Origin of the sequence: Bizionia argentinensis JUB59 (assembly GCF_000224335.1) — a bacterium.
Lineage (GTDB): Bacteria > Bacteroidota > Bacteroidia > Flavobacteriales > Flavobacteriaceae > Algorimicrobium > Algorimicrobium argentinense.
On record NZ_AFXZ01000065.1, the window covers coordinates 1 to 26,426 of the forward strand.

The window sequence follows — 26,426 nt, forward strand, 5'->3', positions numbered from 1 at the left end:
TTGTATTATTTTATCTTATGTTTCGTTAATTAATGTTCCTCAAAGTCGGGAGACTTTGCGGAGCGGGGAGGCTTCTATCTTTAATATTATTGATATGGCTATTACTAAAAAACGTCTAAAAGACACGCTTTCTAATGCTTTAAATGGAACTGTCTGATTACCATTTAAGAGTTGACAATAACCAATTCCGTATAACGTTTTGTCCTAATTCAAATTTGGTTAATTCTAATAAACTATTACCTTTATAGCCATTGTCTCCCGTGAAAGAAGAAAAAGGTTGATTAATTTTTTTTGAATTCAGCCAATACTTCAATGTAGGATTTCCTATTCTTTCAAAATATTTTATTCCATATAGGTAAGCTATAAATTTAAGTATATCATCTTCCATTGGCAAATCAAGGCGTATTATCCTATGGTATTCTTCTTTCATTTTAGTAAAACAAAACTGTTTCAAATACATTTTCTTTATGAAACTATCTTGCTTGTCTTTTGTATCAGCATTAAATGCGATTTTTACAAACTCCATATACTTTTTCCAGTCATCACTAATCCTAGAATAATTTAACCTAATAAATTCCTCAAATTCTAAGTTTTCATATTGCTCTTGAATATTCATCATTCTTACCAGGGTTCTGAATTAATACTACCTTTAATTGCGGTATTTACTGTGGATTGCTCAAAAATAAGCAAGTTCACATAGTCTGTAGATCCGTGAGCTCCATAAAACTTAACTCCAGAATATCCATTGTTTTTTGCCCAAATTGCAATCTCTTGCGTAAATTCATATTGAATCAAATCGTTAGGATGTATTTTTTTCATTTGCTCAAATGTTGTCCCTAATATTTCAATTGTATTTGGATCAGTAATATCTAGCAGATTATTAACTTGAAAATCAGTAATCTCAAAAAGGTTTTTACCATTAGTACCTCCGTTTGCTCCAACTTCAATTATGTTGCCAGGCTTAGTTTCGCTCAGATACAAACCTTTTCTCAACCTGTTTCCTGCATCTGTGATTCCACTATGAATAATTGTTACTGTTTCATCAGCATATTGACTCCCTATATAACGATAAGTTTTTCCTGAATAAGGAACTCCAGTAGGCAATTCAGTTATACCATTTAAGAAAGTTTTTAATTCAGTTCCAGACTTAGCAATAAATCTAGTCCCCCCCTTACCCAAAATTCTAAACCCAAGCTCATCCCCATTTTTCACAATAGTAATTGTGCCCGTTTTTTCTCCAAGATCATCAATATACCTAATATTCTCAAATATGGCATCGCTACCGTCCGTTAATTTTATAACAGCTCCTTCTTGAAGTAATTTCATTTCTGAAAACAAAGCATCATCAGATATTTTTGCCAGTCTTGTGGTATTTAGCTTTAGGATAAGATAGCTTTTTGTACCCGCTCTCTGGACTTCTTTAACAATGTTGTTTGGAAGTTTTTTCAAAGCCCCTGAAAGATGTTTAGGCATTTTCTTTAAACCTTTGATAACCCCATTCGTGATGCCTTCAGAAATCTTGGTCAAGGAGGCGATTTTACTAAATTTGCCCATCTTTGCCAATGAGGAAACTTCTCCTACGCCAACAAAAAACGAAGCTACAAATACGATATCCTTCCCGAATTGATGTGAGAGTTTGAAATTATAGGTCTCTTTATTCTCCTAATAACCATGAACTTCCTTGAAACTTACCCATGCTGAAGCAAAAGTTAGTTGACTAAGACCCTCGTCAAACGCTCGTGCTTTTTCGGGGTTCAGGAAATATTCTGTTGCCAGAATACCTGCGTCAGGCAACCCTTTGACCTCACCTATTACCCCATTCCAGATACCGGTTTTAAAAGCGAACTGCATTTGCGCCTGTTGCGTGTTGAGCACCGATCCAAAATCACCCATCGTAACATTAAAAGCAGCTGCCATGTAGGGCGTATATTTTGGATAGTGTTCCTGTTTGGGGTTCCAATACTTCTCAGGTACCGTGGTCACCGCTAACATATCAGAGGCATAGGTCAACAATTGATGACTGACCATTATGTTGATTTTAAGATGGGCTACGGTGCCTTCACCCAAATCTAAGGTCGTGTCAGCAACATAACTTCTGTCCAGTGTGCCGTGGCGGAAGCAATCTTCGTGTCAAAATCTTTAGGAACAATATTGTTCTGTAAAGTCTTCCGGATTTTAGGAGCTGGCGGCTATTCAATTTCTAACTATGATTTATAATCATCATAAACTTTTATTCCTTTAGTTTTTAATCTATATAAAACAGACACTTGAAAACTTATCCAAGCTAACGCGATTATTAAAATTAAATACGCCATATAGGGTTTCTTTTTTTGATAGGTTATAATTTTAATTCCATTTATTTCCAACTCGTACAATCTATCATCGGAATAGCTATATTTATAAGATTTATTTCCTTTTTCAAAAACCAATTCGTTACCAAAACTGAAACTATTTAAATCTGGTAAATTATAAAGAATAGATAACTGTTTTAATATAGAATCATTAATGCTAGCCGAAAATTTCTCATTATTATTTATAATTGTTAAAAAATCTAATGGTGTATCTCCAATTTTAGTTTTTTCTATTTTAATTACTGTAGGCAGGGTGTTTTTTGTAGTTAATTCACTTTTATCTTTATTATAATAAAACAAACCATAACTGAGGTATAGTAAACAAAACCCCGATAGCAAGAACAAAATTGCTAAAAACCATCTTCTTTTATAATATTGTTCTTTTGTTAAAAACATTTTTCTAACTTGGATTTGTTATTTTATATGTCGATTGCTAATTGCTTCCAAAAAAAACTGGTTGCTTTCTATTTAACATTTTTGTGTTTATTTTATAATTCATTATTTGCTGGAATAGTTTCTACCTCTTCAAATATAAAACCCTTTAAACCGTTTAACGCTATTATAGATTTTATTATTTTTGATATAAGTAAAAAACGAATGGACTCTTTAATTCTAAATACATAGGGAATCCTTTTATTGGCGTATTAAAAATTGGTTTTTTTAGTAATCTTCCAAATCTATTCTATGAACACTTGGAATATCATCTATGCTTTGAGCATAAACAACTTTTATCGTATATACCTTATTCATTTTAATTTATAAATATTATTTTTGTACTCTATAAAGTGTAATTCTCAAATTTTTGTTTATGCCGTATCAAGATGTTTTTGTCCTTTTTTGGGATCAAGTTAAGGAAAGTATCCATGAGGGACGCTTTGCTAAATTAACTATGGCAAAAACCATTGGTAAACCTAATTTAAAAAATATTTTTGTCCGGCCAATTTACTCAAAAGAGGATTTTAAGGTTTTAGTGAAATTGCGCTATGCTTCTAAAGAAACGGAAGATGAGGAGAAGGAGCTTTCCCTAGAAGATGCTTTTAACTTTTTAAAATCACATCTTAAAACATCTTTTTCAACAGTACTTTTATTTACCACCACAAAAGATGTCACCTTCAAAATTAATAAGAAAGATGCTGGCAAAATCACGGAGAATGTACCGACATTTCGTGACGTAACCCAAGCTAAAAAGTAACTCTTAATAAATTTAAACCTGTTATGACTATTCTTTGGCAATGCCTGTGTTTTGATAATTCCATTACTTCTTTATAAGGTATACCATTTTTAAAGTGTAATAGTATAGATGTTATTTTATTTTTTTCGACTTAAAGTTTTTTCATTTAGAGTGAACTACGGGTAGGAAGTGTTAATAAAATCAACTTATTCTTGTCGTTTTCATCATATCTAAAACTATAATGCTTAACATAGTTATTTCTATAAATAATCAATTAGTTTTTATAAAGTTTTAAAAACTCTAAAATGTCTATCAAGCATCATTAACATATATTTTATTAAATTTATGTTTCATATCTATATTTCCAAGCATCACTATTTCAGCGCCATGTGGGAGAATCGAATTTGCCGCTAATAAGGTTACGACTTCAGAGTTTTCTTTAATAGCAATTACCGATAATCCAGTTTTAGCGCCTATTCCAGACTCTGCAAGCGTTTTACCTTCTAATGATTTTGGTATCGGGATAATAAACAAAGTGAAACCTTCACCAAGAACGGTTAATTCCTGGCCTTTGGAAATAGATAAAACAGCCTCCGAGCCTAATGTTGCGTAACTTAAAACAAAATCTGCTCCTGCTTTTTGCATGATATCCACATTGCGTGTTTCCGATATTCGGCTCACTATCCTAATGTCTTTGTTTAACTGGCGACAGTAGGATGCCAGATAAATATTTATAGTGTCGTCATGGGTAGACAGTAATACCGAAGGTGCTTCTAAAATCCCTGCTTTTTTTAGTAGTTGATAATCTGCCGCATCGCCTATGAATACCTGATTACAAAAAGGGCTAGCTTTTTTACATACCTCTGGATCTTTGTCCACAACATTTACTGAAACACCATCTTTATATAATGCTTCTGCAGCTGCCAAGCCTACTTTGCCTGCTCCAATTAGCAGCACTGGATTGGGATTTATATGGTAATCATGGAAAATAATATCAATGTTATTTAATTGTTCTTTATTTCCTATAATCACCAAAACACTATCATGAGTTAATATTTCATCGCCCTTAATGGGTTGAAGGCGGCCACGTTCCCAAATACCTACAATACTTACTCCAAATTTTTGTCGTAAGCCTATATCTCCAATAATTTTAGATACTAATGGCGTATTATGAATGGGTAATTCAGCAATTAATAAATCTTCATATTGTCCGATGGCATGAGATTCGGCATGCTGCGTGTTTACCCTATTGGCTAATTGTTCGCCCAGCCATTTTTTAATGGGCAGCACATGGTTGGCACCATTTAATTGCTGTACATCTACAGATTCTATATCTGTGGCAATAGCCACAATAGGTATTGTGGGAGCAATTTCTCTAATGGTAAGAATAATTTTGGTGTTTACAATATCATTTCTATTCACTAAAATCAATTTGGCATCCTTAATATTGGCATTTATAAAGGTTTGTGCTTCATCCAACTCGCCAAAAAGTACGGAAACATTATTATCATAGTTTTTTAGTGCTTTTTCTAAATCATTTTCTATAACATAATAGGGCGTGTTTTCTTGTTTAAGGCGCTCGGTGAGTTCTCGAGCAATAATATCATAGGAACAAATTATAATATGATTTTTAGTTTTAGCAGGTACTTGGCGTGGCACTTTATTTTTTTCTTTAGATTCTAAAAGTGGAATGTAAAAGTGCCTAATAAAGGCAAAGGGTAAAACAATCATTAACATGAAAATACCGGAAAGTAAAACAACAATACTAAACAGGCGGCCAAGATCCGAGGCAAATGTAATATCTCCAAACCCTAATGTACTCATTACCGTAAGTGTCCAATAAAAGCCAGTAACCCAAGAATGGTTTTGACCTTCAAATCCCATTATAAAATGGAAAAGAATTGAATATATAACGATGACAATTCCTAAAAGAGCCAGATATTTTAGTAAGACCTTGTAATTTCTTTTAAAGTCTGTGTCGCTCATGTAAAAGGCTAACTGACTGCCAATAAATTTCATAATCGATATTTTTTAAATAGGATTTACTCTTTTTGTATTTTTTATTCTAAACCTATACAATTTACTTCATGTTTTACTTCTGATGAAGCGTATATCAAATATAATACTCTAAAGGTAATTCTACGATGGAAGTGGTTTTGTTTTATGTGGTTTTGTTTGGAATGTCATTATTAATTTTAAATGTATCGCTTTGCTACTTTTCTAAATTGAGTTTCACTAAAAAACTAAATATATAAAAGTCAACCCTGCCGCAGGAATAGGTTGACAGGGTTTTAATTTATTGATAGTTAGTGGTATATCTCGTTTGTAATTATTATTGAAAGGTTATCAGAGTTTAAACTCCAAATGGATTTTCAATACTATGTGCTGGCTCTGTAAACCATTTAGGGCCTGCTTCTGTCATATAAATATGGTCTTCCAAGCGCACGCCAAATTCATCAGGAACCACAATCATTGGTTCAATGCTAAACGCCATACCTACTTGTAATTTAAGGTCGTTTCCTCTTAATATAAACGGATGTTCATGGATTTCAAGCCCAATGCCGTGACCCGTTCTATGTGGTAATCCTGGTAAATCATAATCAGGTCCTAAACCATCTTTTTCTAGTTGTACTCGAACCTGGTCGTCAATATGTCCACAAGGCTTACCGAGTTGTGCTGCGTGAAAAGCAGCTAATTGCGCAGATTTTTCGTTTACCCAAATTTTCTTTTCCTTATCGGTGGCGTCACCATAAATGTAAGTTCTGGTGATATCGGAAAGGTATCCCTTAAATTTACAACCCGTATCTACTAAAACGATGTCATTTTCTTCCAATGGTTTTGGCGTTTTTACACCGTGCGGAAAACTGGAATCTTTACCAAATAAAACAATACAAAAATAAGAGCCACTTGCTATACCTAATTTCTGATGAGCTTTATGAATAAAACTTTCTACTTCAGCTGTAGTGATGCCTGGTTTTAAAATTCTAGCAACTGCTTGGTGCACTTGCATAGTTAAGTTCATCGGGTATTGAATGTGCGCTATTTCCGCTTCACTTTTAAGTAGTCTAATATCTCTGATAAGCTCTTCAGCACTGCTAATTGTAAACTTTTTGTTTTCTTGAAAACGAGAAATCATCGTAAAAGCTGTAGAATCATCAACAGCAAGATGTGTCCCTTCTGGAACTACTTCTGCTATTTTCTCTACAGGCCATTCGTGCTCCGCCCAAGGAATAAGTTCTCCATCTATTCCAATAAAATCATTGAATGTGCCTATTTCAAACTCTGGAACCACATATTTCAGCGTTCCATCGGCAAATAAAATAGCGCCAACCAAGCGTTCTGACGGATTCCATAGCGTATTAGTAAAATACTGTAAATTGGTGCCTGCATTAATATATAATGCGTCTAGTCCCTTTTTCTTTAGAGATTCACAGGCCTTATCTATTCTACTTTGAAACTCTTTTCCATCAATAGGACTAGGTTTTTTTGTTGGTTCGCTTAATTTTAAAAGTTCTTGTTCTGGCTTACTACCTCCAATACCGTATTTTCTATTACTATTCATTTTGATGTGATTTTATAAATTAATGCTAATTTTTTAAGCGATAATAGCGTCTAGTTTCCCGTAATACTAAAGTTATATAAACGCATTTTAAAGTTAATTTGAATATAATTACAAGTTCATAAAATTTGGGTAAACCTCAATTGTATTTAACTTTTAATTTTAGTTTTGGCATGTATAAGGACTAGCGCGTAAAGCCCGATTGTGCAGTGGTTTTTGGAGAAAAATGATTTTATAAAGCTGCTTATATTTCTGTTTTCTTTTAGTTTAATCTATGAGACTTAAAAAGTATTGATGTCATTAAAGTGAAGGTTGAAGGCTTTTAAAAATCTAAAAACCTTGTAAAGGTGATGAAAGCAGGTGCGAAACATCTTTTTGATTAGATATTCATAGAAAGGGTTTTTAATTATTAGTAGATACTTTCCAGCTTCTAATAACTCATATTTATGCAATCACTTCCCTATATGCCTCCTCAAGTAATTTCACGGCCTCTTCCATTTCCTGCGGATTAAGATGTGTAAAACCTAACCTTAAACCTATTATCGTTCTATTTTGGTAAAGACAAATACTGGGAATAAATAGGCCTTTTTCTCTGGCTTTTTTCTGTAAAAGCGTCAATGAAAAGGAGTCACTAAACCGAATCCAGAAAGCCAAACCCGAAGAAGGCGTGGTAAAAGTAATTCGGTTTTTAAAGTGTGCATTTAGTAATCCTGTAAATATTTCTTTCCGCTCCGAAATTATTTTTTTGGATTTTCTTTGATATCGATGAATGTCTCCTTGGTGAATAAGTTCTCCCAAAGCTTTTTCCATCATGGAATCTGGTTTGCCATAAACATTCAAGTATTTTGCACCTTCTCGTAAGAGATCTTTTGGTGCAGTTATAAAATTCATTTGAAAACTAGGGCTCAAAAATCGTCCAAAACTACCAACATAGATGACGCGATTTCCACCGTTTTTTCTAAACAGTGATTCTTTTTTGTTTTTTACCAATGAAAATTCGAAATCAGTATCATCTTCAATTACAATAAAATCGTAGGCCTCTGCTAAATCTAATAATTGAGTTTTTCGTTTTTCAGAAAGACCAACCGTTGTAGGGTATTGGCATTTGGTATTGATATAAACGAGTCGTATTTCACCAGGTTTAAAATTCTTTTCAATAAAATCGATATCCATTCCGTCGGCATCTAAGGGAATAGTTTTCATTTTAGCACCTGCTTGACTATAAATCATATTGGGTAAAAAGTAACTAAGTTCTTCTACCAAAACAAGGTCACCCGTATTTATTAGTAAACGCGATAAGATGGAATGTACTTTTTCTAGGCCTGCTACTGGTAACAAAAAATCTCTTGAAAGATGAAACCCTCTAGTTAAATTTAGATAATAGCTTAATTGATCCCTGAAAAACAAACTCCCATCAGTGGCATTTAAGAATATTCCAGACTGTTTTTTTCTTTTCAATACTGACGTGTAAAAACGTACGAGTTCCTCCGATTTAATAATCCGATAATCTGGTGTGCCATCAGTGAAATAAAATTTCCCTAGGTTTTCTTCTAAAGGCGTATCTAGAATAAAATCTTTCCTAAAATTAAAGGCGGCTTCTTCTGGAGGATGTTGAAAAACTTTGTTTTTTTGGATTTGAGCTGGGGAAAGTTCAGGATTTCTTACAAAAGTTCCAATGTTGGGACGTGTTTTTACCCAGCCTTGTTCTTTAAGCTCTTCCAAGGCAGCTACTACTGTTTTTCTGTGAACCTGAAGCTCTTCGGCTATTATTCTGCTGCCAGGAAGGCGATCACTGTCTTCCAGTAGGTTCACTTTGACTGCATTTATGAATTGATAAACGATTTGCATGTAGATGGCCTCTTTTTTACGGCGATCTATTTTTACAAAGGAATGAAAAGGAATTATAACCGGACTATTCATTGTTTACATTTCGGACTGCCAAAACTACTGTTTTTATTCAAATATTTGCACTTCATTCTAAAATAACATTATTAGAATAATAGTTATTAAAACAGCAGAATAATGGACAAATTAAAAAAATGGACACGAGATGAAGTCGTCGCGTTATATAAAAAACCGTTAATGGAGTTACTATATGAAGCGGCTACTATTCATAGGCAGCATCACGATCCTAATAAAGTGCAAGTGTCAACTTTAGTCTCCATAAAAACAGGCGGTTGTCCCGAGGACTGTGGGTATTGTCCGCAGGCGGCGCGCTATCATACAGACGTTAAAGCACAGGCTTTAATGGGTGTTGATCAAGTCATTGCTCAAGGATTACAGGCAAAAGCTACCGGTAGTTCAAGAATTTGTATGGGAGCCGCATGGCGAAACGTAAAAGACGGACCAGAATTTGATCAAGTTTTGGAAATGGTACGTTCACTAAATAAAATGGATATTGAAGTGTGTTGCACGTTGGGCATGATAACAGAAAATCAAGCCCACCGACTTTCAGAAGCTGGACTATATGCCTACAATCATAATATTGATTCCTCTGAAGATTATTATGAGGAAATAATATCTACCAGAGGTTATAAAGACCGTCTTCAAACTATTAAAAATGTACGTAAAACGAATATAACAGTTTGCAGTGGCGGCATTATTGGTATGGGTGAGAGCATAGAAAATCGTGCCGATATGTTAATTACCCTAACATCTATGACGCCACAGCCTGAATCGGTACCCATTAATGCTCTTGTTCCTGTTGTGGGAACACCAATAGGAGAGATGGCGCCCGTATCCATTTGGGAAATGGTACGTATGATAGCAACAGCAAGAATATTATTACCGCAGACTCAAGTGCGCCTATCTGCAGGACGAACCAATATGAGCCGCGAAGGACAAGCCCTATGCTTTTTTGCTGGTGCCAATTCTATATTTGCTGGTGATAAATTACTCACGACACCCAATCCTGACGTGAATGAAGACATGAAAATGTTTGAAGAATTAGGATTGATTCCGCAGCAACCTTTTGAAAAGCATGCTCAACGCAAAACGGTAGAAGAGGAGGATGCGCAATATTACGCCTTGGGAGAAAAACCCAAATGGTCTCGACCAATGCATCAAATTCAGCGTAATTTAGATACACAAAATAAAAAGGGATGAAATACTTTTGTAAAAGATGATATATAAGAATAATAGGGTTGGATTTCCTTTTGAGGTTGGACCCTTCTTTTTTTAGAGCGTTACACAATTTGTCACGTTAATTTTGAAATTATTTTTCTAATAAATTTAATTCTACTCCTATTTATTTTTAGTAAAACGCTCAATTTAAAGAAGCTATTTCAAAAACGCTTTAAAAAATAAAAAGCAAGCCCAAATAAGGCCTGCTTTTTTCAATTATTAAAAATGATATTCTTTTATTCCGGATTCTCCATACTTGCATCTCTAGCTAATGGTGCCGAGTCTGGTTCTTTACCTAAAAACGTATCCAAATTTAATAAAGATTCGTTAGAAGCTTTAGGGCCACCGGCAATTTTTAATTTATCCAATAGTTCCATGACTAATTTCTCCTCTTCAATCTGTTCTTTAACAAACCACTGTGCGAAATTATAGGTTGCCCAATCTTTTTCTTCATGAGCTAAATTAACAATGTCATAAATGGCATTTGTATTATCTACTTCATGTTTAAAGACTTTCTCGAAACAATCCTGAAGGCTTTTAGGGTTGGCTGGTGGCGCTTTTATAGCTAGAATTTTTACAGTTCCGCCACGTTCCATGATGTATTGCATAACTTTCATCATATGGTCGCGCTCTTCTTGACAATGACGAAATAAAAAATTGGCAATTCCACCAAAACCTTCACTGTCCGCCCAACAGCCATAAGATAAATATATCTGTGCCGCTTCTGCCTCTTTAGTGACTTGATGGTTTAGGATTTCTTCTATGCTTTTGGATAATCTATTGGTGTCCATATATTATATCTTTTATGTTTTTATAAAGGACTTGTTTTTGCTTTAAAAAGTTTGACTATTTACAGTAAAAAATTAACTCAAATGCGGAGTTTAGCTTAATAAAAGGCTTTTTTACTCTGAGTGTTTTCATTTAACGCGACATCAATTTATAACATTGCCGTATTGATTGTTATGATTTTAATACAGCTAATTACTTTAAGTAGAATCGACTCTAAAAACTTTTTATTTTTGAAGACAGTTATGAAAACAAATCAATAATTTCAAAATAAAGCTGTTACATTCTTTTAATAACTTGCTTTGCTAACGCCGAGGCCTTGTCAATCATTTCATCTTTACTCAATGGGTTGTCTTTTTTTGGGTTTACAAAAAAGGATACAAAAAACAAGTACCCATCTGCAGTAACACGCAATTGTCCGCCTGCCATAGTGCTCCAAGACGCCTTATCTCCAACATCAGACACTTCCTGAAGGCCTTTTTCCTGGTAGACGGATTTACTTTGACCTTCCCAAATTTTATCAATAACACTACTGCTACGTCTATCACCGCGTGCAAAGTTTAGCTTTACTGAATAAAACAGTTTTTTATCACTTGGCATTTCCCAATCAAAAGAGGAAATAGCGCTTTTCTTTTCTTTGTGTTCTATTTCATGGTCATTATCCAACTCGAATATGCTGCGAATATCTTCTTTAGTAATTAACTTTGAGATATCTTCTCGCTGACTAGAGCCAAAATAACTGCCTTTGTTTTTTTCTTCTTTTTTACACGAGGTTGCTACACTTATTAAAAAAAGAAAGAGTAGTAGGTAAGTGGCTTTGGGTAATTTGGAAATAGTTTTCATAATGAGTTGATTTATTTTTAGTTTGAAAAATAATGGCGATAAAATAATTGTTCTTTTAAAAGGATAAATGCTGCAACAGAGTTTCAAAGATTTAAAGCCATTCCAAATTAATTATTGAAATGGTTTTAAATTTCTGGTATAGCATTATAACTATTATTTTAGTAATGTTAGTGTCGTACCATCTGCCAGAATAATAAGTTCAGTTTGGGTTAAGGATTGAATTAGCCAAATTTGTGCATTTGAACCACTGGTTAATTCAATTTGATTGTTTCCTAAAATTGTATAGGTATAATTATGGTGTTGAGAAGTAATGCTTTCATCATTTGTATCTTCAAGATAAGTATGTATTTCAAACCCTGAATTACTTGAAAACAGCATGAAACTTGTTTTCTCGAAGTCAGACATTTCTGGTTCACCTAATCTACTTTCAAAAAACCATTTCCCTACTATTAAATCTTGGTTTGTTTGCGCACGTGTTTTAAAAGAGGCCACTAGACTTTTAGTACCACCTTGACTGTTTTTAGCCACCACTTTCCAATTATAAATCGTATTAAAGTACAAATCATCCGATAAATCAAAAATCGTGTTACTTATATCTGAAGCAACTTTTTTCGTTGGAGGATTATTTGTGCCAACGTATAAATCATAGCTTACAGTGCTTCCATCTGGACTTGTGGCTGCACTCCATGAAAAAGTTGGTTGTAATTCTACGTTTTGCGAACAATCCGATACGTCTATTAAATTAAAGTCTAATTGATTTTTGCTAACTGCTATGGCGTCATCATCGCTATTACAGCTGTTTAAGGCAAACCCAGCGAATAGTGTAAATAGTAAGATTTTAAAATTGTTTTTAATTGTTTTCCTAGTTATTTAGGTGATACATATTAATTTTTTGCTCTAATCCTGTTTATTGTATAACGCTGTTGTTTTTTATGGACACATGCCCCATAAAGGTTTATTGTCATTGGTTAAATTACTTCCTGAAGCAAAATTATTAGGCTCGATGGAAAAATTATCTACACACCAGCCCGTGAGGTCTTGGTTAAATACACTTGCATCGGAAAGCATACCTTCCATATCCGTTACACTACTTACGTCCCAGTTGCTAAGGTTTGCATTAAAGGCATAAGCACTAGAAAACATGTAATGCGCATTTGTTACGCTACTTACGTTCCATGTGCTAACGTCTCCGTTAAACTCCTTGGCAAACCAAAACATGTAACTCATATCCGTTACATTACTCACATCCCAATTATTAAGGTCTTGATTAAATATACTATTACCGCCAATATAAGACGTATAAAACATTTGCGCCATGTTCGTTACACTACTCACATTCCAGCTGGATATATCTCCGTTAAAGTAACTAGCATCCCTAAACATATAACTCATATCTAATACGTTGCTTACATTCCAATGGCTAAGATTTCCATTAAACATTCTAGCATTGCTAAACATAGATCTCATGTTCGTTACGCTACTCACATCCCATAGGTTAATGTCAGAGCTAAATACGCTGGCTCCTCTAAACATGCCCTCCATATTAGTTACGCTTTCCACATCCCAATGACTGATATCTCCGTTAAACGTATCTTCGTCTTTAAATAGTTGTGTCATATCAGTAATGCCAGTTGTACACGTTGATTCAGCATTTTGGGGAGTAATTTGGTCTACCGTACGTTTGGTGTATGTAATACCATTTACCACACCGGTATCTCCCACATTTGCTAAAGGCGCCATAATAGTTACACCGTTATCTGCTAGATAAAATAAGTCTCTTTCAAACACAGCTGTTATATTTTTAGCAGCATCTACTGTAAGTTGTATAGGATTGTTGGTACCAGTAATATCGCCTTGCCATTCTTTAAAATGCCAACCTTCAGATGGTGTGGCAGTTAGGTCTATTTGTTGGTCTTTATCAAATTCGCCACTAAGTGGTAACACGGTTCCGCCATCATTTGGTGACGCGGTAATAGTAACCTGAAAGGATGTGATTTCCGGACTTGTCGGCGCATTATCATTATCACTGCTGCAGCTGGTTAACGCGAAACCTAGAGTTAGTAAAAAAAATAGGGGTTTGAAATTGATTTGAAGTATTTTCATGTTTATTGTTTAATTAATTTAAAGCGCTTTTTTTTTGAACTTAATTTATCCGTTTCCATGTATTAAACAACGTGTAGCTATGCCATGGGTAGTGGATACTGATATGTGTTTTATGGACATGTACCCCATATTGGTTTATTGCTACTGCTTAAAGGGCTGCCCGAGGCAAAATCGTTGGGTTCGGATGTTAGATTTGTCACACACCAACCGCTGATATTTTGGTTAAAGGAAGTCGCATCAGCAAACATGCGTAACATATTCGTAACATTACCTACATTCCAATTACTAATATCTCTATTGAAGTTACTAGCCTCATGAAACATAAAATCCATAGCTGTGACGTTGCTCACATTCCAATCAGTAATATCGCCATTAAAGGAACTAGCATTAAAAAACATCCATCCGGTATTTGTTACGCTGCTCATATCCCAACTATTCAGGTCTGAATTAAATGAGCTGGCTCCATTAAACATAGATCTCATAGTTGTAACATTACTCACGTCCCAATTACTTAAGTCTGCGTTAAAAGCCGCAGCTGCAGCAAATATACCATTCATGACCGTTACGCTAGAGACGTCCCAATTACTGAGGTCTGAATTAAAAACCAGTGCATTATTAAATAAAGTGCCCATATTCGTTACGCTGCTTACATCCCAATTGCTCAAGTCTGCATTGAAGACATCGGTGCTTTGAAACATATTATTCATATTAGTTACGGTACTCACATCCCAATGACTGATATCTCCATTAAAGGTATTGGCGGCATTAAATAAGTTACTCATATCTGTGATGCCACTGGTGCAGGTTGTTTCAGCATTTTCGGGTGTTATTTGGTCCACAGTGCGTTTTGTGTATGTAATGCCATTTATTACCCCAGTACCTCCCACAGGTGCGTTTGGTGCCATGATGGTTACCCCGTTATCTGCTAAATAAAATAAGTCTCTTTCAAAGACGGCTGTTATATTTTTAGTTGCATTTACCGCAAGTTGAATAGGGTTATCGATACCTGTAACATCTCCCTGCCATTCTTTAAATTCCCAGCCTTGCAATGGTGTTGCGGTTATGTTTATTACTTGATCTTTTTCAAATTCACCGCTTTGTGGGGATACGGTTCCGCCATTACTTGGGGACGCGTTTATGGAAACCTGATAGGATGTTGGTTCAGGGATTGTAGGCGAATTATCATCATCGCTGCTACAACTTGTAAAAGCGAATCCAGCTAATACTAAAAACAGCAAAGGCTTAAAATTATTTTGTAAACGTTTCATATTTATTTTAATATTAATTGTTGAATTAAAATAGGCCATCCCAAATTTATAGTTGAAACGGCCTAAAATTTTATTCTTCTTTAATAAATGTTATTATGATTCCATTATAATTTACTACAAGTTCAGTTGATGAAATAGTCTGAATATTCCAAACTTCAGTGTTGCCATTTACTGATATTTCAAACTGAAATCTATCAATTACTTGGTAGGTACCATTTAGACTATTCAATAGTGTACAATCGCCGTTAATGTCTTCGTCATAGTTACTTAATTGAAAGAAGAAGTCATCTGTAAAATTGATAAAGGCATTTTTTTTACATTCTGACAACGGCGGTGATCCAGCCTGACTTTCAAAATACCACTTTCCTATTAAGGTCTCTCCAGTAGTGAGCTCTCTGGTTGTAAACGTATCGATATTACTTTGGGTTGTATTTCCATTTGCATCTTTTGCTATAACCATCCAGTAATATGTGGTTTCTGGTTGTAAATCCGTTTGTATGCTATAAGTAGTTGCATTCAAGTTATTAGCAATTGCCATTTGGGGTGGATTTTGAGTATCCAAATAAACTTGGTAGCTAATTGCATCGCCTTCTGGGTCTGTTGCTGTTTCCCAAGATAATTGAAGTTGTAAATCGGCATCATTAGCCACATCCACGACATTAAAGTTATTTGGTGCTTGGTTTGCTATTGAACCGTCATCATCAGAACTACAACTATTAAGTACAAAGCCTAGAAGCAATGAGAAAAGTAAAAAATTAAATTTGTTTTTAAATATTTTCATTTTTATAATATTTTGTTTGTTAATCCTAAAAATAACACCTTTGTGTTTTTTAACACGTGTGTTTCCCGAAAGTACATAAAGGTGCTTTTGTTTAGGAACGGTTTATAAATTCTATTAGACTAACCACGAGGTGAGACATAAACCGTTTTATTTATAATTTTGATTATTACGGAGTTGTAACTTCTGCGCCATTCCAATCAGAAAACATCAAAGGCGTATTGTCTAAAGTTAAGTTACTGTATTCTAAATGAAACGGATAATAATAATTAAGGCTCATTGCATACTCAAAACAATTGATAAAGTTAACATCGCGGATTTTCAAAAAAGCAGAGGACTCTAATTTAATAGCTCCATTTGGATCACCAACCGTTTGACCTGCATCTGAAATATCTAAGAAAGCAATTTCATTAAGTGGACTATCAGATTCAATAACTAATCCTTTCCAGTAACCAGGAACATCTTCTTTTCCTTTAATAGTTATTCTATCTTCAGCTGTACCAACCATAATGGTTTCATGTTGATAAGAAAAAGCGTTATTGAAACGGATTTGACTTCCTGCAACCATTAATAGCGTAACTCCTGGTTTAAATGTAAATGTACGTTTGGCAGCGTTATTTGGCTTAAATCCATCACAATAAAATGGTATGTCAATATTATGGAATGTGATGTCTTTATCAACATCGTTGCCTCCAATTCTAACATAATCATTTACGTTACCTTGATATGTACTAGTTTCGTCAATTGAATTAATATGACTTGCATCTGTTACAATTGGCACATCATTTCTTGTGAAAACAGAATTATTAATATATAAATCGGCTGCGTAATGTACCCAATGCAATCCTATTTCTTGTCCATCTTGAATTGTACAGCTATCGAAAGTCATGATAGCTCCCCAAGAGCCAATAACGGCTCCTTTATAGCCCCAACCACCTGGGCGTACTTGACCAGCAAATTCAACTGTTACATGTTTCATGATGTTAGAAGGGTTGTCACTGGTCATTAATAAACCTCTCCAATAACCTTTATCTTTTTCTACTCCTGTTAAAATAATTGGTTTTGCAGATGTTCCATTCATCTCTATTTTATAATTTGCATCATCCGTAAATATTAAACCTGCGTTTCTCTCAAATTCTATGATTACTCCTGCATCTATAAGCAAGTCACCTTTGATTTTAGCATCACAGCTTATTATATAATCCACAGGAGCGCCTGGGACGTTTTCGAGATGAATGTTACCTGATTGACTAAAGTAATCACAGTCCAAAACTATGGCGGGATTATTGCCTTGAGGTGGCTCTTCTGTAATCGAGTCGTCTTCACTGCTGCAACTACCAAAGATAAAACCAACTAATAGTAAAAGCATTAAAGGTTTGAAATTCAATTGTAAATTTTTCATGTTATTTTTATTTTTTAATTAATAATAGCTCTTGTAAAAGTAACCTATGTGTTTTCCTACACAAGTACTAATCAGAGTTTAGGTTATACGAATGAGTATTTGATTCATATGATTTAGAATTCAGTGAACTAATTATTTTGTAATATTATTTTTTAAAAAATTAGTTATACTTATAAAGCTTTATCATAATTTAAAACCTGTTCCAATAGTTTAATGCTTAAAAAAAGGAATGGTTAACACATACTTTTTAAAAATTTAATAATCTTTGAATTGTCGTGATGAATAATAAATATGCTTTTCGATTTTAAACAAACAATTTCTATGGGTTATCAGGATCGGTAAGCTCCTTTCCTCCCCAATCAGAGAACAGTTTTGGGGTATTATTCAATGTTAAATTGCTGTGTTTTAAATAAAACGGATCTGAACCGTAATTAAGGCTAATGCCATACTCAAAGCAATCTGTAAAGACCACATCGTGTATGTTTAGGAATTTTGAACGCTGAAGTTTTACAGCACCATTAGGTTTACCTGTTGTTCTTCCTGCATTTTTAAAATTTACGTGGGCAATTTCGTTTAAAGGGCTACTAGAGTCGATAGTTAGTTGCTCCCAAAACCCAGGAACATCGTGTTCGCCACGAATTATAATAGGATTTTCTTCAGTACCTACCATGACCAATGACGCTTTTCCAGATATATGAAACCAGCTTCGTGCGGGCATTATAATTTCTGTGCCAGGCTCCATAGTAAGGACGCCTTCTTCATTTTTAAAATTACCTTGAAGAAAATAGGGGACATCTAATCCGGCCCAAGTAGCATTTCCATAAAGAGTTCCTCCATTCAACTCGATATAATCTTTCTCATTTCCAGAAAAACTATTAGCATTATTAAACAATCGTAAACGGGTGACATTGGTTTTAAATGGGATATTGTTTTTGGTGAATATGCAGTTCTTCATAACAATGTTATAGGCGTCTTTCTCTACTTTATTATTGACTACCATTCCATAATTTTTGCTATTTGAAAACGTACAATGATCTAGCGTTAAAATGCTATTTTCTCTATAAATTCCTAGAGCAGCTTTTGCGCCTCCGCTTGGTGGTTTTCCGCCAGCGAAATCGATTGTCACATAACTCATTTTGTTATTAGCATTCGAGCTCTCGGAATGAATGCCGCGCCAAAATCCTTTTGTTTGTTCTTTTCCTGTTAGAATAATTGGTTTTTCAGCGGTACCTTTCATTTTAAAGGAGGAGCCATCTTTAAATTCCATTCCTGCATCTTGTTTAAAAGCTATAACTACGCCCGGTTCAATTGTCAACTTACCATCAATTCTTGTGACACAGGTAATGATATAATCTATAGATGCTTTTGGATTATCTTTCAAGATTGTATTAGTATTTTCCTTAAAATAATTGCAATCTAAAGTGATTGCCGTATTGTTACCATCTTCCGAATTAGGACTAGACACGGCATCATCCTTATTCTGTATTGATTTAGCTGTTTTTGGATCAGCTTTTAATTTTGGTTGCTTGTTAACTTGTTCTGGATTTGCTTCAAGTTTTGTAGCCTCGCTTTCTTTGTTATCACGGCAGCTGGCAAAGACCAAACTAACCATAAATAAAACCAGTAGCGTTTTGAATTTTAGTTGAAATGTTTTCATTTTAAAATTGTTTTTAATAGCGACTTATGGCTATAGTTTATTAATAATCAGTTTCGCTATTTTTATAGTTTTGACCTTGTTGGAAGTAGCATCGTTGGAAGTTCTACAATGCACGTGAAATAAGGTTCCATTGTGCAAAAAGGTAAGTTGCGTTTTTTTCTCACCCCATGTTGCCATATCGCCTATCCCGTTTTCTGCTTGGCCATCTTTATAAAACGAAATCGAAGTCTCATACTTTTCTTTATTAACATGGTCTACCATTACAATACTTAACTCTGCAGAATAGTCAGCCATATGGCCTGGCATAACTTCATACTCCCAAGTAATTGACTTCCATTTATAATAACAGCTAGGATAGGTCGTGTTTTTTTCATTCATGGTCGTTTCCGTTTCTGCAGGAATTGATAATGCGTTTTTTATTTCGGCCTCAGTCAATATTTCACAAGGAGACAATGCTGCACTTTTACCTGAAGTGCTATTCTTTTTTTCAGAATTCCCGCAGGCTATTGTGCCTATGATAGTGACGAGTAAGAATATTAATTTTTTCATAGTTTTAAATTTTTATTTGTTTTCCTTAAACTTAATCGATCCTCATAAATATAAAAACCAACGGTTCCTGGACAGTATTTGTTCTAATTCTTCTAGTTCTATTAGAATCAGTGATTTCTTCAAGCTTTAAAGTAGTTTGGTTAATTTGAGAGATTCTATATTTCGAAATGGGCGGAAATGGATTATCTTGATATGATTTATTGTCTTCCAAGTCAACTATTAAAATATTATTCTCGACATGGTATCGGCCTATGAAATAGTAATTTATCATACACGTATTATCATACCAGCGCAAGGACATTTTTTTATCAGATCTAAAGCTCAATCTATCACTCTCTTTATTACAAACGTGCCTATAGTTGAAAAGACGTTCGTTTCCATTTGTGGTTATCGTACCAGTTTTTACAAAGGCCCAATCGCCCCATAGACTGCCTGGAAGTGGTTGTTGTAGTGTTACACAACCTAATGTCATGGTGCATACAGTGATTAATAAAACTATATTTTTTGTTTTTAAACTTTTCATAACACCAATTTCATTTTAAGATAAATTTTTCATCGAATTTTATTAAGACTTTAAAAAACAGAGTTCAATTAAGGATTATTAAATGCTGTTTTAATAACTAATGGGTATTAATATATATTCTCTTAAAACAGCTCTTCCTCTTGGGCAGCTTATGTGTTCTAAATAATATTAGAGTAGCCAAGCTGATTAACTACAGCTGTTTATAAAAATCATAATATCTTTAGTTGCAAGTCACAAAAGCAGAACAAGTCTTTATGGTTTGAAATTTATTTTTCAAGTTTTGTTTTTTATTAATTATAGCACTAACAAAAATAAATTATGTATTTTCCTACATAAGTACCCATCAGAGTTTGGCGGATACTAAAGCGTATATAATATATATGAGTTAGTATTTAGTGAAAACCAAACAACCATAAATTAATGTTCAAAAAAGAAAATAGTTAACATGAACTTTAGGTTAAATTTTTAAATTCTAAAAAGAATATTCTAGAAAAACTCATATAAAAAGACTTCGTTTTAATGAAGTCTTTTTTAAAATTAGTTAAAACTTGATAATTACTTTTCACTTAAAATATTTTGTAATTATTCTAACATAATTTGAAACTGATTTTTGGCGTGCTTTAAAGCATATGAGATATGATTGAAATAATATTCAATATTTTGTGTCAAGTACTCTATAAAATGCAGGAGTTGTTCTGTATGTTTACAGTTTACCTAAAATATCATTTATTTGATAATCACTTAAGTCGAAATATTTCGGATCTGATGTTTTATTGAAGGTTGTAATATCCATTTGCATGCTTGGTGTATCGTTATTTTTTTCAAAGTAAATACTACGCACCATCATACCTCGTGGGAAGTTTTCATCAACCTCTTTAGCAGACGCAGTTGTTGATATATTAGAAAAGTCCTTAATTTGTCCACCAAAAAGATGGTTTCCGCTTAAGTCGATGCTGATATCTGGAGAAACCCAAGCATGCATCTTCATTTTTTCCTTTTCATTGGTATAAATATATTTTCGACAATTATACCCATTAATTTCTTTTTGTTCATCCGTTCGTTTCCACTCGCCATTATCATCCTCTACATCCACTTGATTTCTTGCCATTCTTTCAGCCATTTTCTGAAAATTTATCATAGGCATTTTTGTCGCGGTTTTTTGCTCGGGATTAATCATATAAGTTGCGGCACCTTTATAATCAAAAAGCATGCGGGTTTCATTTTTATCGCCTTCGTTCATAATCATACATTCGCCCATATCACCAAAAACCATTTTTGCGGTCATAGTTTCTTTTAACTTTCCATTATTTTTATAATTACGTGTTTCCATAACCAACGTCGCTTTCACCGGGTTTTCTGGAATAGGGTAGCGGGTATCGTTTTCGTACGTAATATCTTCCAGTGCTTGACGCCCTTTTTCTCTTTGTGGTTCGGCGTGCTGGTCCTTCATGTCCTGATGTACTTTATTCTTTATCTTACGTTTAATTAAGCCACGTTGTGCATTTACAGGAGCGGTAAAGGCTAGTAAAATGATTGTTACTAATGAAAATAAATATATATTTCTCATAATTACTTGATTTTTAATATTTTAATACAATAAATATATTTAAAAATCAAAAATATTTCAACTCTCATTTAGTATTTGACTGCTATGGTTTAGAATTTGGTAATCATTTGAAGAGTTTGAAATTGATACTGTAGTAGAAAAATTTATTTAAAACGAAGCATGGTATCCAGAATCTCGTTAATTTGTTTGGATTTTTGTCTGGACACTGGAATTTCAGTATCATCATGCATAATTAAGCTACCGCCATCTTGTTTTAAAATACCTTTTACAAATTTCGGGTTTATCAGGTGCGATTGGTGCACCCTAACAAACCCATGGTTTTTTAATAACTCTTCAATTTCTTTTAAAGTCCGACTGATTAAAACTCTATTATCATCCTTACAGTAAATAAATGTGTAATTACTATCAGATTGACATCTAACAATATTTTTAATTTCTACAATTTGATAACCGACACCTGTAGGCAGCGCTATTTGAGAACACTCCTCATTGTTTCCCTTTAAGTGATTCTGTAACAAGGCCCACTGTTTATTGCTTGTTTTTTTCGGCGTTTTTCCCAATTCGAAAGTGTTTTAACAATATTTTTTTCAGTTATTGGTTTTAATAAGTAATTAATGGCACTATATTGAAAGGCTTTAATAGCATATTGGTCGTAAGCAGTTGTAAATATGACATCGAAATCTATAGGAAGTAAATTATCTAATAAAGCAAAACCGTTGAGGTTGGGCATTTCTATATCGAGGAATAATAAATCTGGTGGGTTTTTCTGAATAAACTCTAATCCATCTAATGGGTTTGTAAAAACCCCAATAACTGTATAGTCAGCATGGACTTTTTTGATTAAACTATCCAGAACATTTATGCAATGGCTTTCGTCGTCTATAATTATAATTTTCGTCATGGCTTAATGGTCATAAATTAGTGTAATTCGCGTTCCTAATGCAGTTTCATCCTCTTCTAAATCGGTGATTTTAAACCGAATATTATGGTCATTTAAATGATTGTATAATGTTAGACGATCCTGAACAATTGTGGTACCCATAGATTCATGGAGCTTTTTCTTTTTGGCACTTTCTTTTCTTCCTATACCATTATCTTCAATAATTATTTTTAGATTTTCTGTAGTATCAAAAATAATTATTAGTTTTTTATCCGTTTTAAGACTTGGGTGAAGTCCATGCCAAATGGCGTTTTCAACTATTGGTTGTAATAATAGGGGTGGAATTTCGTACTGCGAGAGCGCTTCATTTGAATCCACTTGAATATTATAATTGAAATTGGGACCCATTCGGTTTTGTTCTAAAGAAAGATACAATTCTAAAATCTCTAATTCTTCTTCTACTGTAATTTTTTTGTGATTACTATTTTGTAATATGCCACGAAGTAAACTTGAAAAATCGTCTAGATAGTTTATGGCATCGTCATTCCGAGCAGTCATTATTAAACTTTTAATGGCACTCATACTATTGAAAATGAAATGAGGATTCATTTGAGAGCGTAAAGCCACCATTTCTGTTTCCTTTATTCTATTGGTGAAATCATCTTTTATTTTTTGTTCCCGTTCGCGTTCTATTTCAGAATATAGCTGAATAAGTTCATCCGTCTTTTTTTGTACTTTTCCGTCTAGCTCGCGATTCATAGTTTCCTGTAAATGCTGATTTTTTTGCAACTGATCAATCAGTTTTCTATTCGCTTTTTCTTTATCTTTTTGAAGTATAAAAACATTTCTTCCTAAAGCAAGAGAAAAGCAATAGACCTCTGCCAACAACCCAATCTGAAAAATTACATTGGCCGATTCTTTAAAATTAAATAAATGTCCAGGAATATATCTTACACCCGAATACCCTACATAAGTAGCTAAAATAGCGCCAATAAAGAAGAAGGTCTGTCCAATTATAAAATAGTTGAACAAGGGATGTTTAACCTTATAAATAATCCATATAATTAAAACGAGATTAATGGGAAGAATTATAGAACGAATAATCAAAAACAACGTGCCTATGGATTGCGTATCCGTTATAAAATAGTTAGTGACAAAATAGGATACCGCATAGATAAAACAGAATAACCCTAAATATTTAAGGGCTTTTGCAAGTAACTTGTCGTACTGGTTTATTTGTAAAAGCTGTAAAATGAAAAACACATAAAACCCGATAAAAATAAATTGTACCGGCTCAAATAATTTAAAAGCTAGCTCTGGAATATAATTAAAGAAATTACCTACAGGAGCTAATGTACTTCGTAATACTAAAAAACCGTAAATAAGTTGAAAAAACAAATAACCCAAGTAATAGAGATAAAGTTTTTTGCGTAGTCGTAGCCAAAATACAAGTGCAAATATGAAGATAGTAAATAGCGAAATAATATAGAAGTAAATAAAACCTATAGAGTTTGCTTGATTTTTTGACTCCTCATTAACATATTTCCAATATCCTTTTTCTGAATAAATGGTTGGACTATTATAAAATGCGATTAAATTATTGAGACTTAATTTTACATAAATCAGTGATTTTTGAAAAGGTAAAACTTCTAATTTTGTAAAAAAAGCGTTCGATTGATTAGCGCGCTCATGAAATGGCACAAAAGAACCGTTTTTTGATTTTGTAAAACCATTATTGTTCTGCTTATATAATAGCGTATAATGATCTGTACTATGCAAATAATTTATAAGTGTATCCTTCGTTTGATTTTCAATTTCAAACTTGAGCCAAATAGCGGTTTCTGTTGATGCATTATAAGAAGCATCATAAAATCGCCAATTTGTTTCTCGTCTTACAGTGTTAAACGATGTTTCTGCATCACTTGTAATTACTTTAACATCTTTATTATCTATTAACACGAGCTTTTCTTCAATAGCATCGACTATAATCTGCCCAGATAGGCACATTATGCCAATTGAAAAATAACATATTAAGAGCGTAATGGCTTTTATCATTAAAGCTAAAATACCATTCTATTTTTAAATCTCTTATGGAGGTTTAGAATTCAGCGGGTTTAAGTTAGTATTTGGTGATTTTTACAAATAGATAAAGTAATAAATCTTTTGTGCGCTTATTTTCGTATTGATTATCTTTATAATAAAAACGATGTCATGGTAAATTCTCAAAGATATAGATTCCCAAAGACTGTTTTGTTCGGAATCACTGGACTTTATATAATTTTAATAGTAGCCACTTATTTTTTATATTATATAGAACCCTATATAAATTGTGTTAAGCGTATTTTAGTAGCCCAAGTAATGGCCTTACTTTTTCAAGTGGTATTGAACTATGTTAATTATCATTCAAAAAATAAAATTTTTATTCTTACCACACTATTTATAAGTGCAATGATTGTTTCTGGCGTGCTTTCAACATTTTTTAATTTAGAACTAATGTGTAAATACTTTGGAATTTAATTTGGTTGTTTCCCGCTTTCTTGATCAATAACTGAAACATTATTTCGCTATTCATCAAAAGAGGTTGCTGTTACAATATAGTTTTTGCCTTCAAAGTCATATCGCAAACCGATGACTTGCCAGCCTTCTTGATAAAATTGAATTTCACCTATTTTATAGATCTCGTCAATCATTGGTTTAGTTTCTTTTACCAAATCAATATCTACAGCATCATGGTACAATAAGTTAAATTGATTATCATAAATAGCGACTTCTACTTCATTTAAAATCTGCCTGTTGTTGCGATAAATATCTTACAAGGTCTCCAGATTTACCTTCGCATTAAAAAATAAGTTGGCTTTGGTAATAGCTTCAGTTTTAAGAAGCGTATAAAATTCACGTTCGCGACTTTCTTGTGTGGAATAGTAAATTATAGCCGCAAATATTAAAAGAATAGTGGCGGTAATTAGTGTAAATAATATGGCAAGCCGTGTTCGTGTTTTCAAGATATTAACTAAAAAATTTAGGTGTTGAATTTAACGGTCTTCGCGTTTCAATACAAATCCCATTCCTGATTTTGTATGAATAAGTTTGTTGTCAAACTCTTTATCAATCTTTTTTCGTAAATAGTTTATATAGACATCAATAAAGTTCGTTCCGGTGTCAAAGTGTGTGTCCCAAACTTTTTCAGCAATTTCAATCCGCGATAACACACGCTCCTTATTTTGAAGCAAATATTCCAAAAGTTTAAATTCTTTAGGAGTTAGGCTGATGTCCTGATTGTTGCGTTTTACCATTTTGCTGTGTAAGTTCATTTCCAAATCAGCGTAATTGAGAATAAAACTCGAATTGTTATTACTGTCAGAACGTCGATTTAGTAAAGCTCTAATACGTGCTAAAAGTTCGCGCATTTCAAAGGGTTTTACCAAATAGTCATCGGCACCAGCATCAAAACCTTCAACTTTATCATCGGTGGTGCCGAGTGCTGTTAGCATAATTATTTGCATATTAGGCTTGGCTTGTCTGATTAATTTACACAAATCAATTCCATCCATTTTTGGTAAAATGATATCGGTTATGATGAGGTCATACTCATTTTGTAAGGCCAGTTTTTTCCCAGAAACACCATCATAAGCTAACGTTGCTGTAAATCCATGCTCTGTCAGACCTCTTTGTAAAAGTTCAGCAACGCGCAAATCATCCTCTATAATTAAAATCGTCATTGTTACAAATCTACAAATTCATTTCAGCTTTCCATCTGGAAACAATATAATAGTTATTTCAATTCTTGCGACTTTCTATTAGTGAGTTTCTTCGAAATTTATATGTTATAAACCTTAAAAAATAATACTGAATTATTCTTTATTTTT

The 26,426-nt window shown here is 33.6% G+C and carries 26 protein-coding genes; 2 read left to right on the plus strand and 24 right to left on the minus strand.

What is annotated here, in order from left to right; all coding sequences use genetic code 11:
• Positions 1-157 precede the first annotated feature (157 nt).
• From BZARG_RS13430 to BZARG_RS13445, 4 genes are all read right to left on the minus strand, one after another.
• Entirely contained in the window at positions 158-619 is a 462-nt protein-coding gene (locus tag BZARG_RS13430; protein ID WP_040288830.1) for a hypothetical protein, read from the minus strand.
• A gap of 2 nt (positions 620-621) precedes the next feature.
• Complete coding sequence (locus tag BZARG_RS13435) at positions 622-1,527, minus strand: hypothetical protein (protein WP_008639323.1); 906 nt, start codon at positions 1,525-1,527, stop codon at positions 622-624.
• A 135-nt stretch (positions 1,528-1,662) separates the two neighbouring features.
• Positions 1,663-2,028 carry a hypothetical protein gene (locus BZARG_RS13440; RefSeq protein ID WP_040288834.1) on the minus strand — a complete coding sequence of 122 codons (366 nt, stop codon included), beginning with the start codon at positions 2,026-2,028 and terminating at the stop codon, positions 1,663-1,665.
• 176 nt (positions 2,029-2,204) lie between these two features.
• On the minus strand, positions 2,205-2,747 hold the full coding sequence (locus BZARG_RS13445; protein ID WP_040288836.1) for a hypothetical protein: 543 nt from the start codon (positions 2,745-2,747) through the stop codon (positions 2,205-2,207).
• A 412-nt stretch (positions 2,748-3,159) separates the two neighbouring features.
• Between BZARG_RS13445 and BZARG_RS13455 the strand changes: the two genes are divergently transcribed.
• Complete coding sequence (locus BZARG_RS13455) at positions 3,160-3,543, plus strand: hypothetical protein (protein WP_008639357.1); 384 nt, start codon at positions 3,160-3,162, stop codon at positions 3,541-3,543.
• 291 nt (positions 3,544-3,834) lie between these two features.
• Here the strand turns inward: BZARG_RS13455 and BZARG_RS13460 are convergent, their stop codons facing one another.
• From BZARG_RS13460 to BZARG_RS13470, 3 genes are all read right to left on the minus strand, one after another.
• Entirely contained in the window at positions 3,835-5,541 is a 1,707-nt protein-coding gene (locus BZARG_RS13460; RefSeq protein ID WP_008639382.1) for a potassium channel family protein, read from the minus strand.
• A gap of 334 nt (positions 5,542-5,875) precedes the next feature.
• Positions 5,876-7,084 carry a M24 family metallopeptidase gene (locus BZARG_RS13465; RefSeq protein WP_008639325.1) on the minus strand — a complete coding sequence of 403 codons (1,209 nt, stop codon included), beginning with the start codon at positions 7,082-7,084 and terminating at the stop codon, positions 5,876-5,878.
• A gap of 441 nt (positions 7,085-7,525) precedes the next feature.
• The gene (locus BZARG_RS13470; RefSeq protein ID WP_040288841.1) at positions 7,526-9,001 is read right to left on the minus strand and encodes an aminotransferase-like domain-containing protein; all 1,476 of its coding nucleotides are present in this window, start codon (positions 8,999-9,001) and stop codon (positions 7,526-7,528) included.
• Between the two features lie 102 nt (positions 9,002-9,103).
• On the opposite strand from BZARG_RS13470, the gene bioB reads away from it, so the two are divergent.
• The gene (gene bioB, locus BZARG_RS13475) at positions 9,104-10,186 is read left to right on the plus strand and encodes a biotin synthase BioB (protein ID WP_008639344.1); all 1,083 of its coding nucleotides are present in this window, start codon (positions 9,104-9,106) and stop codon (positions 10,184-10,186) included.
• Between the two features lie 254 nt (positions 10,187-10,440).
• Here the strand turns inward: bioB and BZARG_RS13480 are convergent, their stop codons facing one another.
• From BZARG_RS13480 to BZARG_RS13555, 17 genes are all read right to left on the minus strand, one after another.
• The gene (locus BZARG_RS13480) at positions 10,441-10,995 is read right to left on the minus strand and encodes a ferritin (protein WP_008639399.1); all 555 of its coding nucleotides are present in this window, start codon (positions 10,993-10,995) and stop codon (positions 10,441-10,443) included.
• A 274-nt stretch (positions 10,996-11,269) separates the two neighbouring features.
• The gene (locus BZARG_RS13485) at positions 11,270-11,833 is read right to left on the minus strand and encodes a hypothetical protein (RefSeq protein WP_008639337.1); all 564 of its coding nucleotides are present in this window, start codon (positions 11,831-11,833) and stop codon (positions 11,270-11,272) included.
• Positions 11,834-11,986: 153 nt separating this feature from the next.
• Positions 11,987-12,394 carry a lipocalin family protein gene (locus BZARG_RS13490; protein WP_123766976.1) on the minus strand — a complete coding sequence of 136 codons (408 nt, stop codon included), beginning with the start codon at positions 12,392-12,394 and terminating at the stop codon, positions 11,987-11,989.
• Positions 12,395-12,763: 369 nt separating this feature from the next.
• Positions 12,764-13,936: a BspA family leucine-rich repeat surface protein gene (locus BZARG_RS15360; protein WP_008639368.1), complete on the minus strand. Its 1,173-nt coding sequence runs from the start codon at positions 13,934-13,936 to the stop codon at positions 12,764-12,766.
• Between the two features lie 110 nt (positions 13,937-14,046).
• A complete protein-coding gene (locus BZARG_RS15365) occupies positions 14,047-15,204 on the minus strand; it encodes a BspA family leucine-rich repeat surface protein (protein WP_123766978.1) in 1,158 nt (385 codons plus the stop codon).
• A gap of 70 nt (positions 15,205-15,274) precedes the next feature.
• Positions 15,275-15,985 carry a lipocalin family protein gene (locus tag BZARG_RS13505; RefSeq protein ID WP_008639397.1) on the minus strand — a complete coding sequence of 237 codons (711 nt, stop codon included), beginning with the start codon at positions 15,983-15,985 and terminating at the stop codon, positions 15,275-15,277.
• A 166-nt stretch (positions 15,986-16,151) separates the two neighbouring features.
• A complete protein-coding gene (locus BZARG_RS13510; protein WP_123766980.1) occupies positions 16,152-17,384 on the minus strand; it encodes a hypothetical protein in 1,233 nt (410 codons plus the stop codon).
• Positions 17,385-17,703: 319 nt separating this feature from the next.
• Positions 17,704-19,041 (minus strand): hypothetical protein, encoded by a 1,338-nt coding sequence (locus tag BZARG_RS13515; RefSeq protein WP_008639388.1) that lies wholly within the window; start codon positions 19,039-19,041, stop codon positions 17,704-17,706.
• Positions 19,042-19,071: 30 nt separating this feature from the next.
• Positions 19,072-19,590 carry a hypothetical protein gene (locus BZARG_RS13520; RefSeq protein ID WP_008639393.1) on the minus strand — a complete coding sequence of 173 codons (519 nt, stop codon included), beginning with the start codon at positions 19,588-19,590 and terminating at the stop codon, positions 19,072-19,074.
• 31 nt (positions 19,591-19,621) lie between these two features.
• Positions 19,622-20,113 carry a lipocalin family protein gene (locus BZARG_RS13525; protein ID WP_008639372.1) on the minus strand — a complete coding sequence of 164 codons (492 nt, stop codon included), beginning with the start codon at positions 20,111-20,113 and terminating at the stop codon, positions 19,622-19,624.
• A gap of 703 nt (positions 20,114-20,816) precedes the next feature.
• A complete protein-coding gene (locus BZARG_RS13530; protein ID WP_008639345.1) occupies positions 20,817-21,680 on the minus strand; it encodes a DUF4412 domain-containing protein in 864 nt (287 codons plus the stop codon).
• A gap of 143 nt (positions 21,681-21,823) precedes the next feature.
• Positions 21,824-22,198 carry a LytR/AlgR family response regulator transcription factor gene (locus BZARG_RS16080; RefSeq protein ID WP_008639387.1) on the minus strand — a complete coding sequence of 125 codons (375 nt, stop codon included), beginning with the start codon at positions 22,196-22,198 and terminating at the stop codon, positions 21,824-21,826.
• The gene (locus tag BZARG_RS16085; RefSeq protein ID WP_008639386.1) at positions 22,180-22,581 is read right to left on the minus strand and encodes a LytR/AlgR family response regulator transcription factor; all 402 of its coding nucleotides are present in this window, start codon (positions 22,579-22,581) and stop codon (positions 22,180-22,182) included. The genes BZARG_RS16080 and BZARG_RS16085 overlap by 19 nt, the downstream gene beginning before the upstream one ends.
• A 3-nt stretch (positions 22,582-22,584) precedes the next feature.
• Positions 22,585-24,567: a histidine kinase gene (locus BZARG_RS13540; RefSeq protein ID WP_008639363.1), complete on the minus strand. Its 1,983-nt coding sequence runs from the start codon at positions 24,565-24,567 to the stop codon at positions 22,585-22,587.
• Positions 24,568-25,124: 557 nt separating this feature from the next.
• Positions 25,125-25,250: a hypothetical protein gene (locus tag BZARG_RS16145; RefSeq protein WP_262483640.1), complete on the minus strand. Its 126-nt coding sequence runs from the start codon at positions 25,248-25,250 to the stop codon at positions 25,125-25,127.
• A 120-nt stretch (positions 25,251-25,370) separates the two neighbouring features.
• Positions 25,371-25,562 carry a hypothetical protein gene (locus BZARG_RS15900; RefSeq protein ID WP_008639340.1) on the minus strand — a complete coding sequence of 64 codons (192 nt, stop codon included), beginning with the start codon at positions 25,560-25,562 and terminating at the stop codon, positions 25,371-25,373.
• Positions 25,563-25,592: 30 nt separating this feature from the next.
• A complete protein-coding gene (locus BZARG_RS13555) occupies positions 25,593-26,279 on the minus strand; it encodes a response regulator transcription factor (protein WP_008639374.1) in 687 nt (228 codons plus the stop codon).
• Positions 26,280-26,426: the final 147 nt, after the last annotated feature.

Excerpts from the sequence above, each read along its gene's own strand:
- BZARG_RS13530 (WP_008639345.1), bottom strand. The coding sequence starts at position 21,680 with ATGAGAAATATATATTTATTTTCATTAGTAACAATCATTTTACTAGCC.
- BZARG_RS13445 (WP_040288836.1), bottom strand. The coding sequence starts at position 2,747 with ATGTTTTTAACAAAAGAACAATATTATAAAAGAAGATGGTTTTTAGCA.
- BZARG_RS13555 (WP_008639374.1), bottom strand. The coding sequence starts at position 26,279 with ATGACGATTTTAATTATAGAGGATGATTTGCGCGTTGCTGAACTTTTA.
- BZARG_RS13470 (WP_040288841.1), bottom strand. The coding sequence starts at position 9,001 with ATGAATAGTCCGGTTATAATTCCTTTTCATTCCTTTGTAAAAATAGAT.
- BZARG_RS16085 (WP_008639386.1), bottom strand. The coding sequence starts at position 22,581 with ATGACGAAAATTATAATTATAGACGACGAAAGCCATTGCATAAATGTT.
- BZARG_RS13460 (WP_008639382.1), bottom strand. The coding sequence starts at position 5,541 with ATGAAATTTATTGGCAGTCAGTTAGCCTTTTACATGAGCGACACAGAC.
- BZARG_RS13505 (WP_008639397.1), bottom strand. The coding sequence starts at position 15,985 with ATGAAAATATTTAAAAACAAATTTAATTTTTTACTTTTCTCATTGCTT.
- BZARG_RS13520 (WP_008639393.1), bottom strand. The coding sequence starts at position 19,590 with ATGAAAAAATTAATATTCTTACTCGTCACTATCATAGGCACAATAGCC.
- BZARG_RS16145 (WP_262483640.1), bottom strand. The coding sequence starts at position 25,250 with ATGATTGACGAGATCTATAAAATAGGTGAAATTCAATTTTATCAAGAA.
- BZARG_RS13515 (WP_008639388.1), bottom strand. The coding sequence starts at position 19,041 with ATGAAAACATTTCAACTAAAATTCAAAACGCTACTGGTTTTATTTATG.
- BZARG_RS13455 (WP_008639357.1), top strand. The coding sequence starts at position 3,160 with ATGCCGTATCAAGATGTTTTTGTCCTTTTTTGGGATCAAGTTAAGGAA.
- BZARG_RS15360 (WP_008639368.1), bottom strand. The coding sequence starts at position 13,936 with ATGAAAATACTTCAAATCAATTTCAAACCCCTATTTTTTTTACTAACT.
- BZARG_RS13540 (WP_008639363.1), bottom strand. The coding sequence starts at position 24,567 with ATGTGCCTATCTGGGCAGATTATAGTCGATGCTATTGAAGAAAAGCTC.
- BZARG_RS13525 (WP_008639372.1), bottom strand. The coding sequence starts at position 20,113 with ATGAAAAGTTTAAAAACAAAAAATATAGTTTTATTAATCACTGTATGC.
- BZARG_RS13510 (WP_123766980.1), bottom strand. The coding sequence starts at position 17,384 with ATGAAAAATTTACAATTGAATTTCAAACCTTTAATGCTTTTACTATTA.
- BZARG_RS13485 (WP_008639337.1), bottom strand. The coding sequence starts at position 11,833 with ATGAAAACTATTTCCAAATTACCCAAAGCCACTTACCTACTACTCTTT.
- bioB (WP_008639344.1), top strand. The coding sequence starts at position 9,104 with ATGGACAAATTAAAAAAATGGACACGAGATGAAGTCGTCGCGTTATAT.
- BZARG_RS13440 (WP_040288834.1), bottom strand. The coding sequence starts at position 2,028 with ATGGTCAGTCATCAATTGTTGACCTATGCCTCTGATATGTTAGCGGTG.
- BZARG_RS15365 (WP_123766978.1), bottom strand. The coding sequence starts at position 15,204 with ATGAAACGTTTACAAAATAATTTTAAGCCTTTGCTGTTTTTAGTATTA.
- BZARG_RS13465 (WP_008639325.1), bottom strand. The coding sequence starts at position 7,084 with ATGAATAGTAATAGAAAATACGGTATTGGAGGTAGTAAGCCAGAACAA.
- BZARG_RS13480 (WP_008639399.1), bottom strand. The coding sequence starts at position 10,995 with ATGGACACCAATAGATTATCCAAAAGCATAGAAGAAATCCTAAACCAT.
- BZARG_RS13430 (WP_040288830.1), bottom strand. The coding sequence starts at position 619 with ATGATGAATATTCAAGAGCAATATGAAAACTTAGAATTTGAGGAATTT.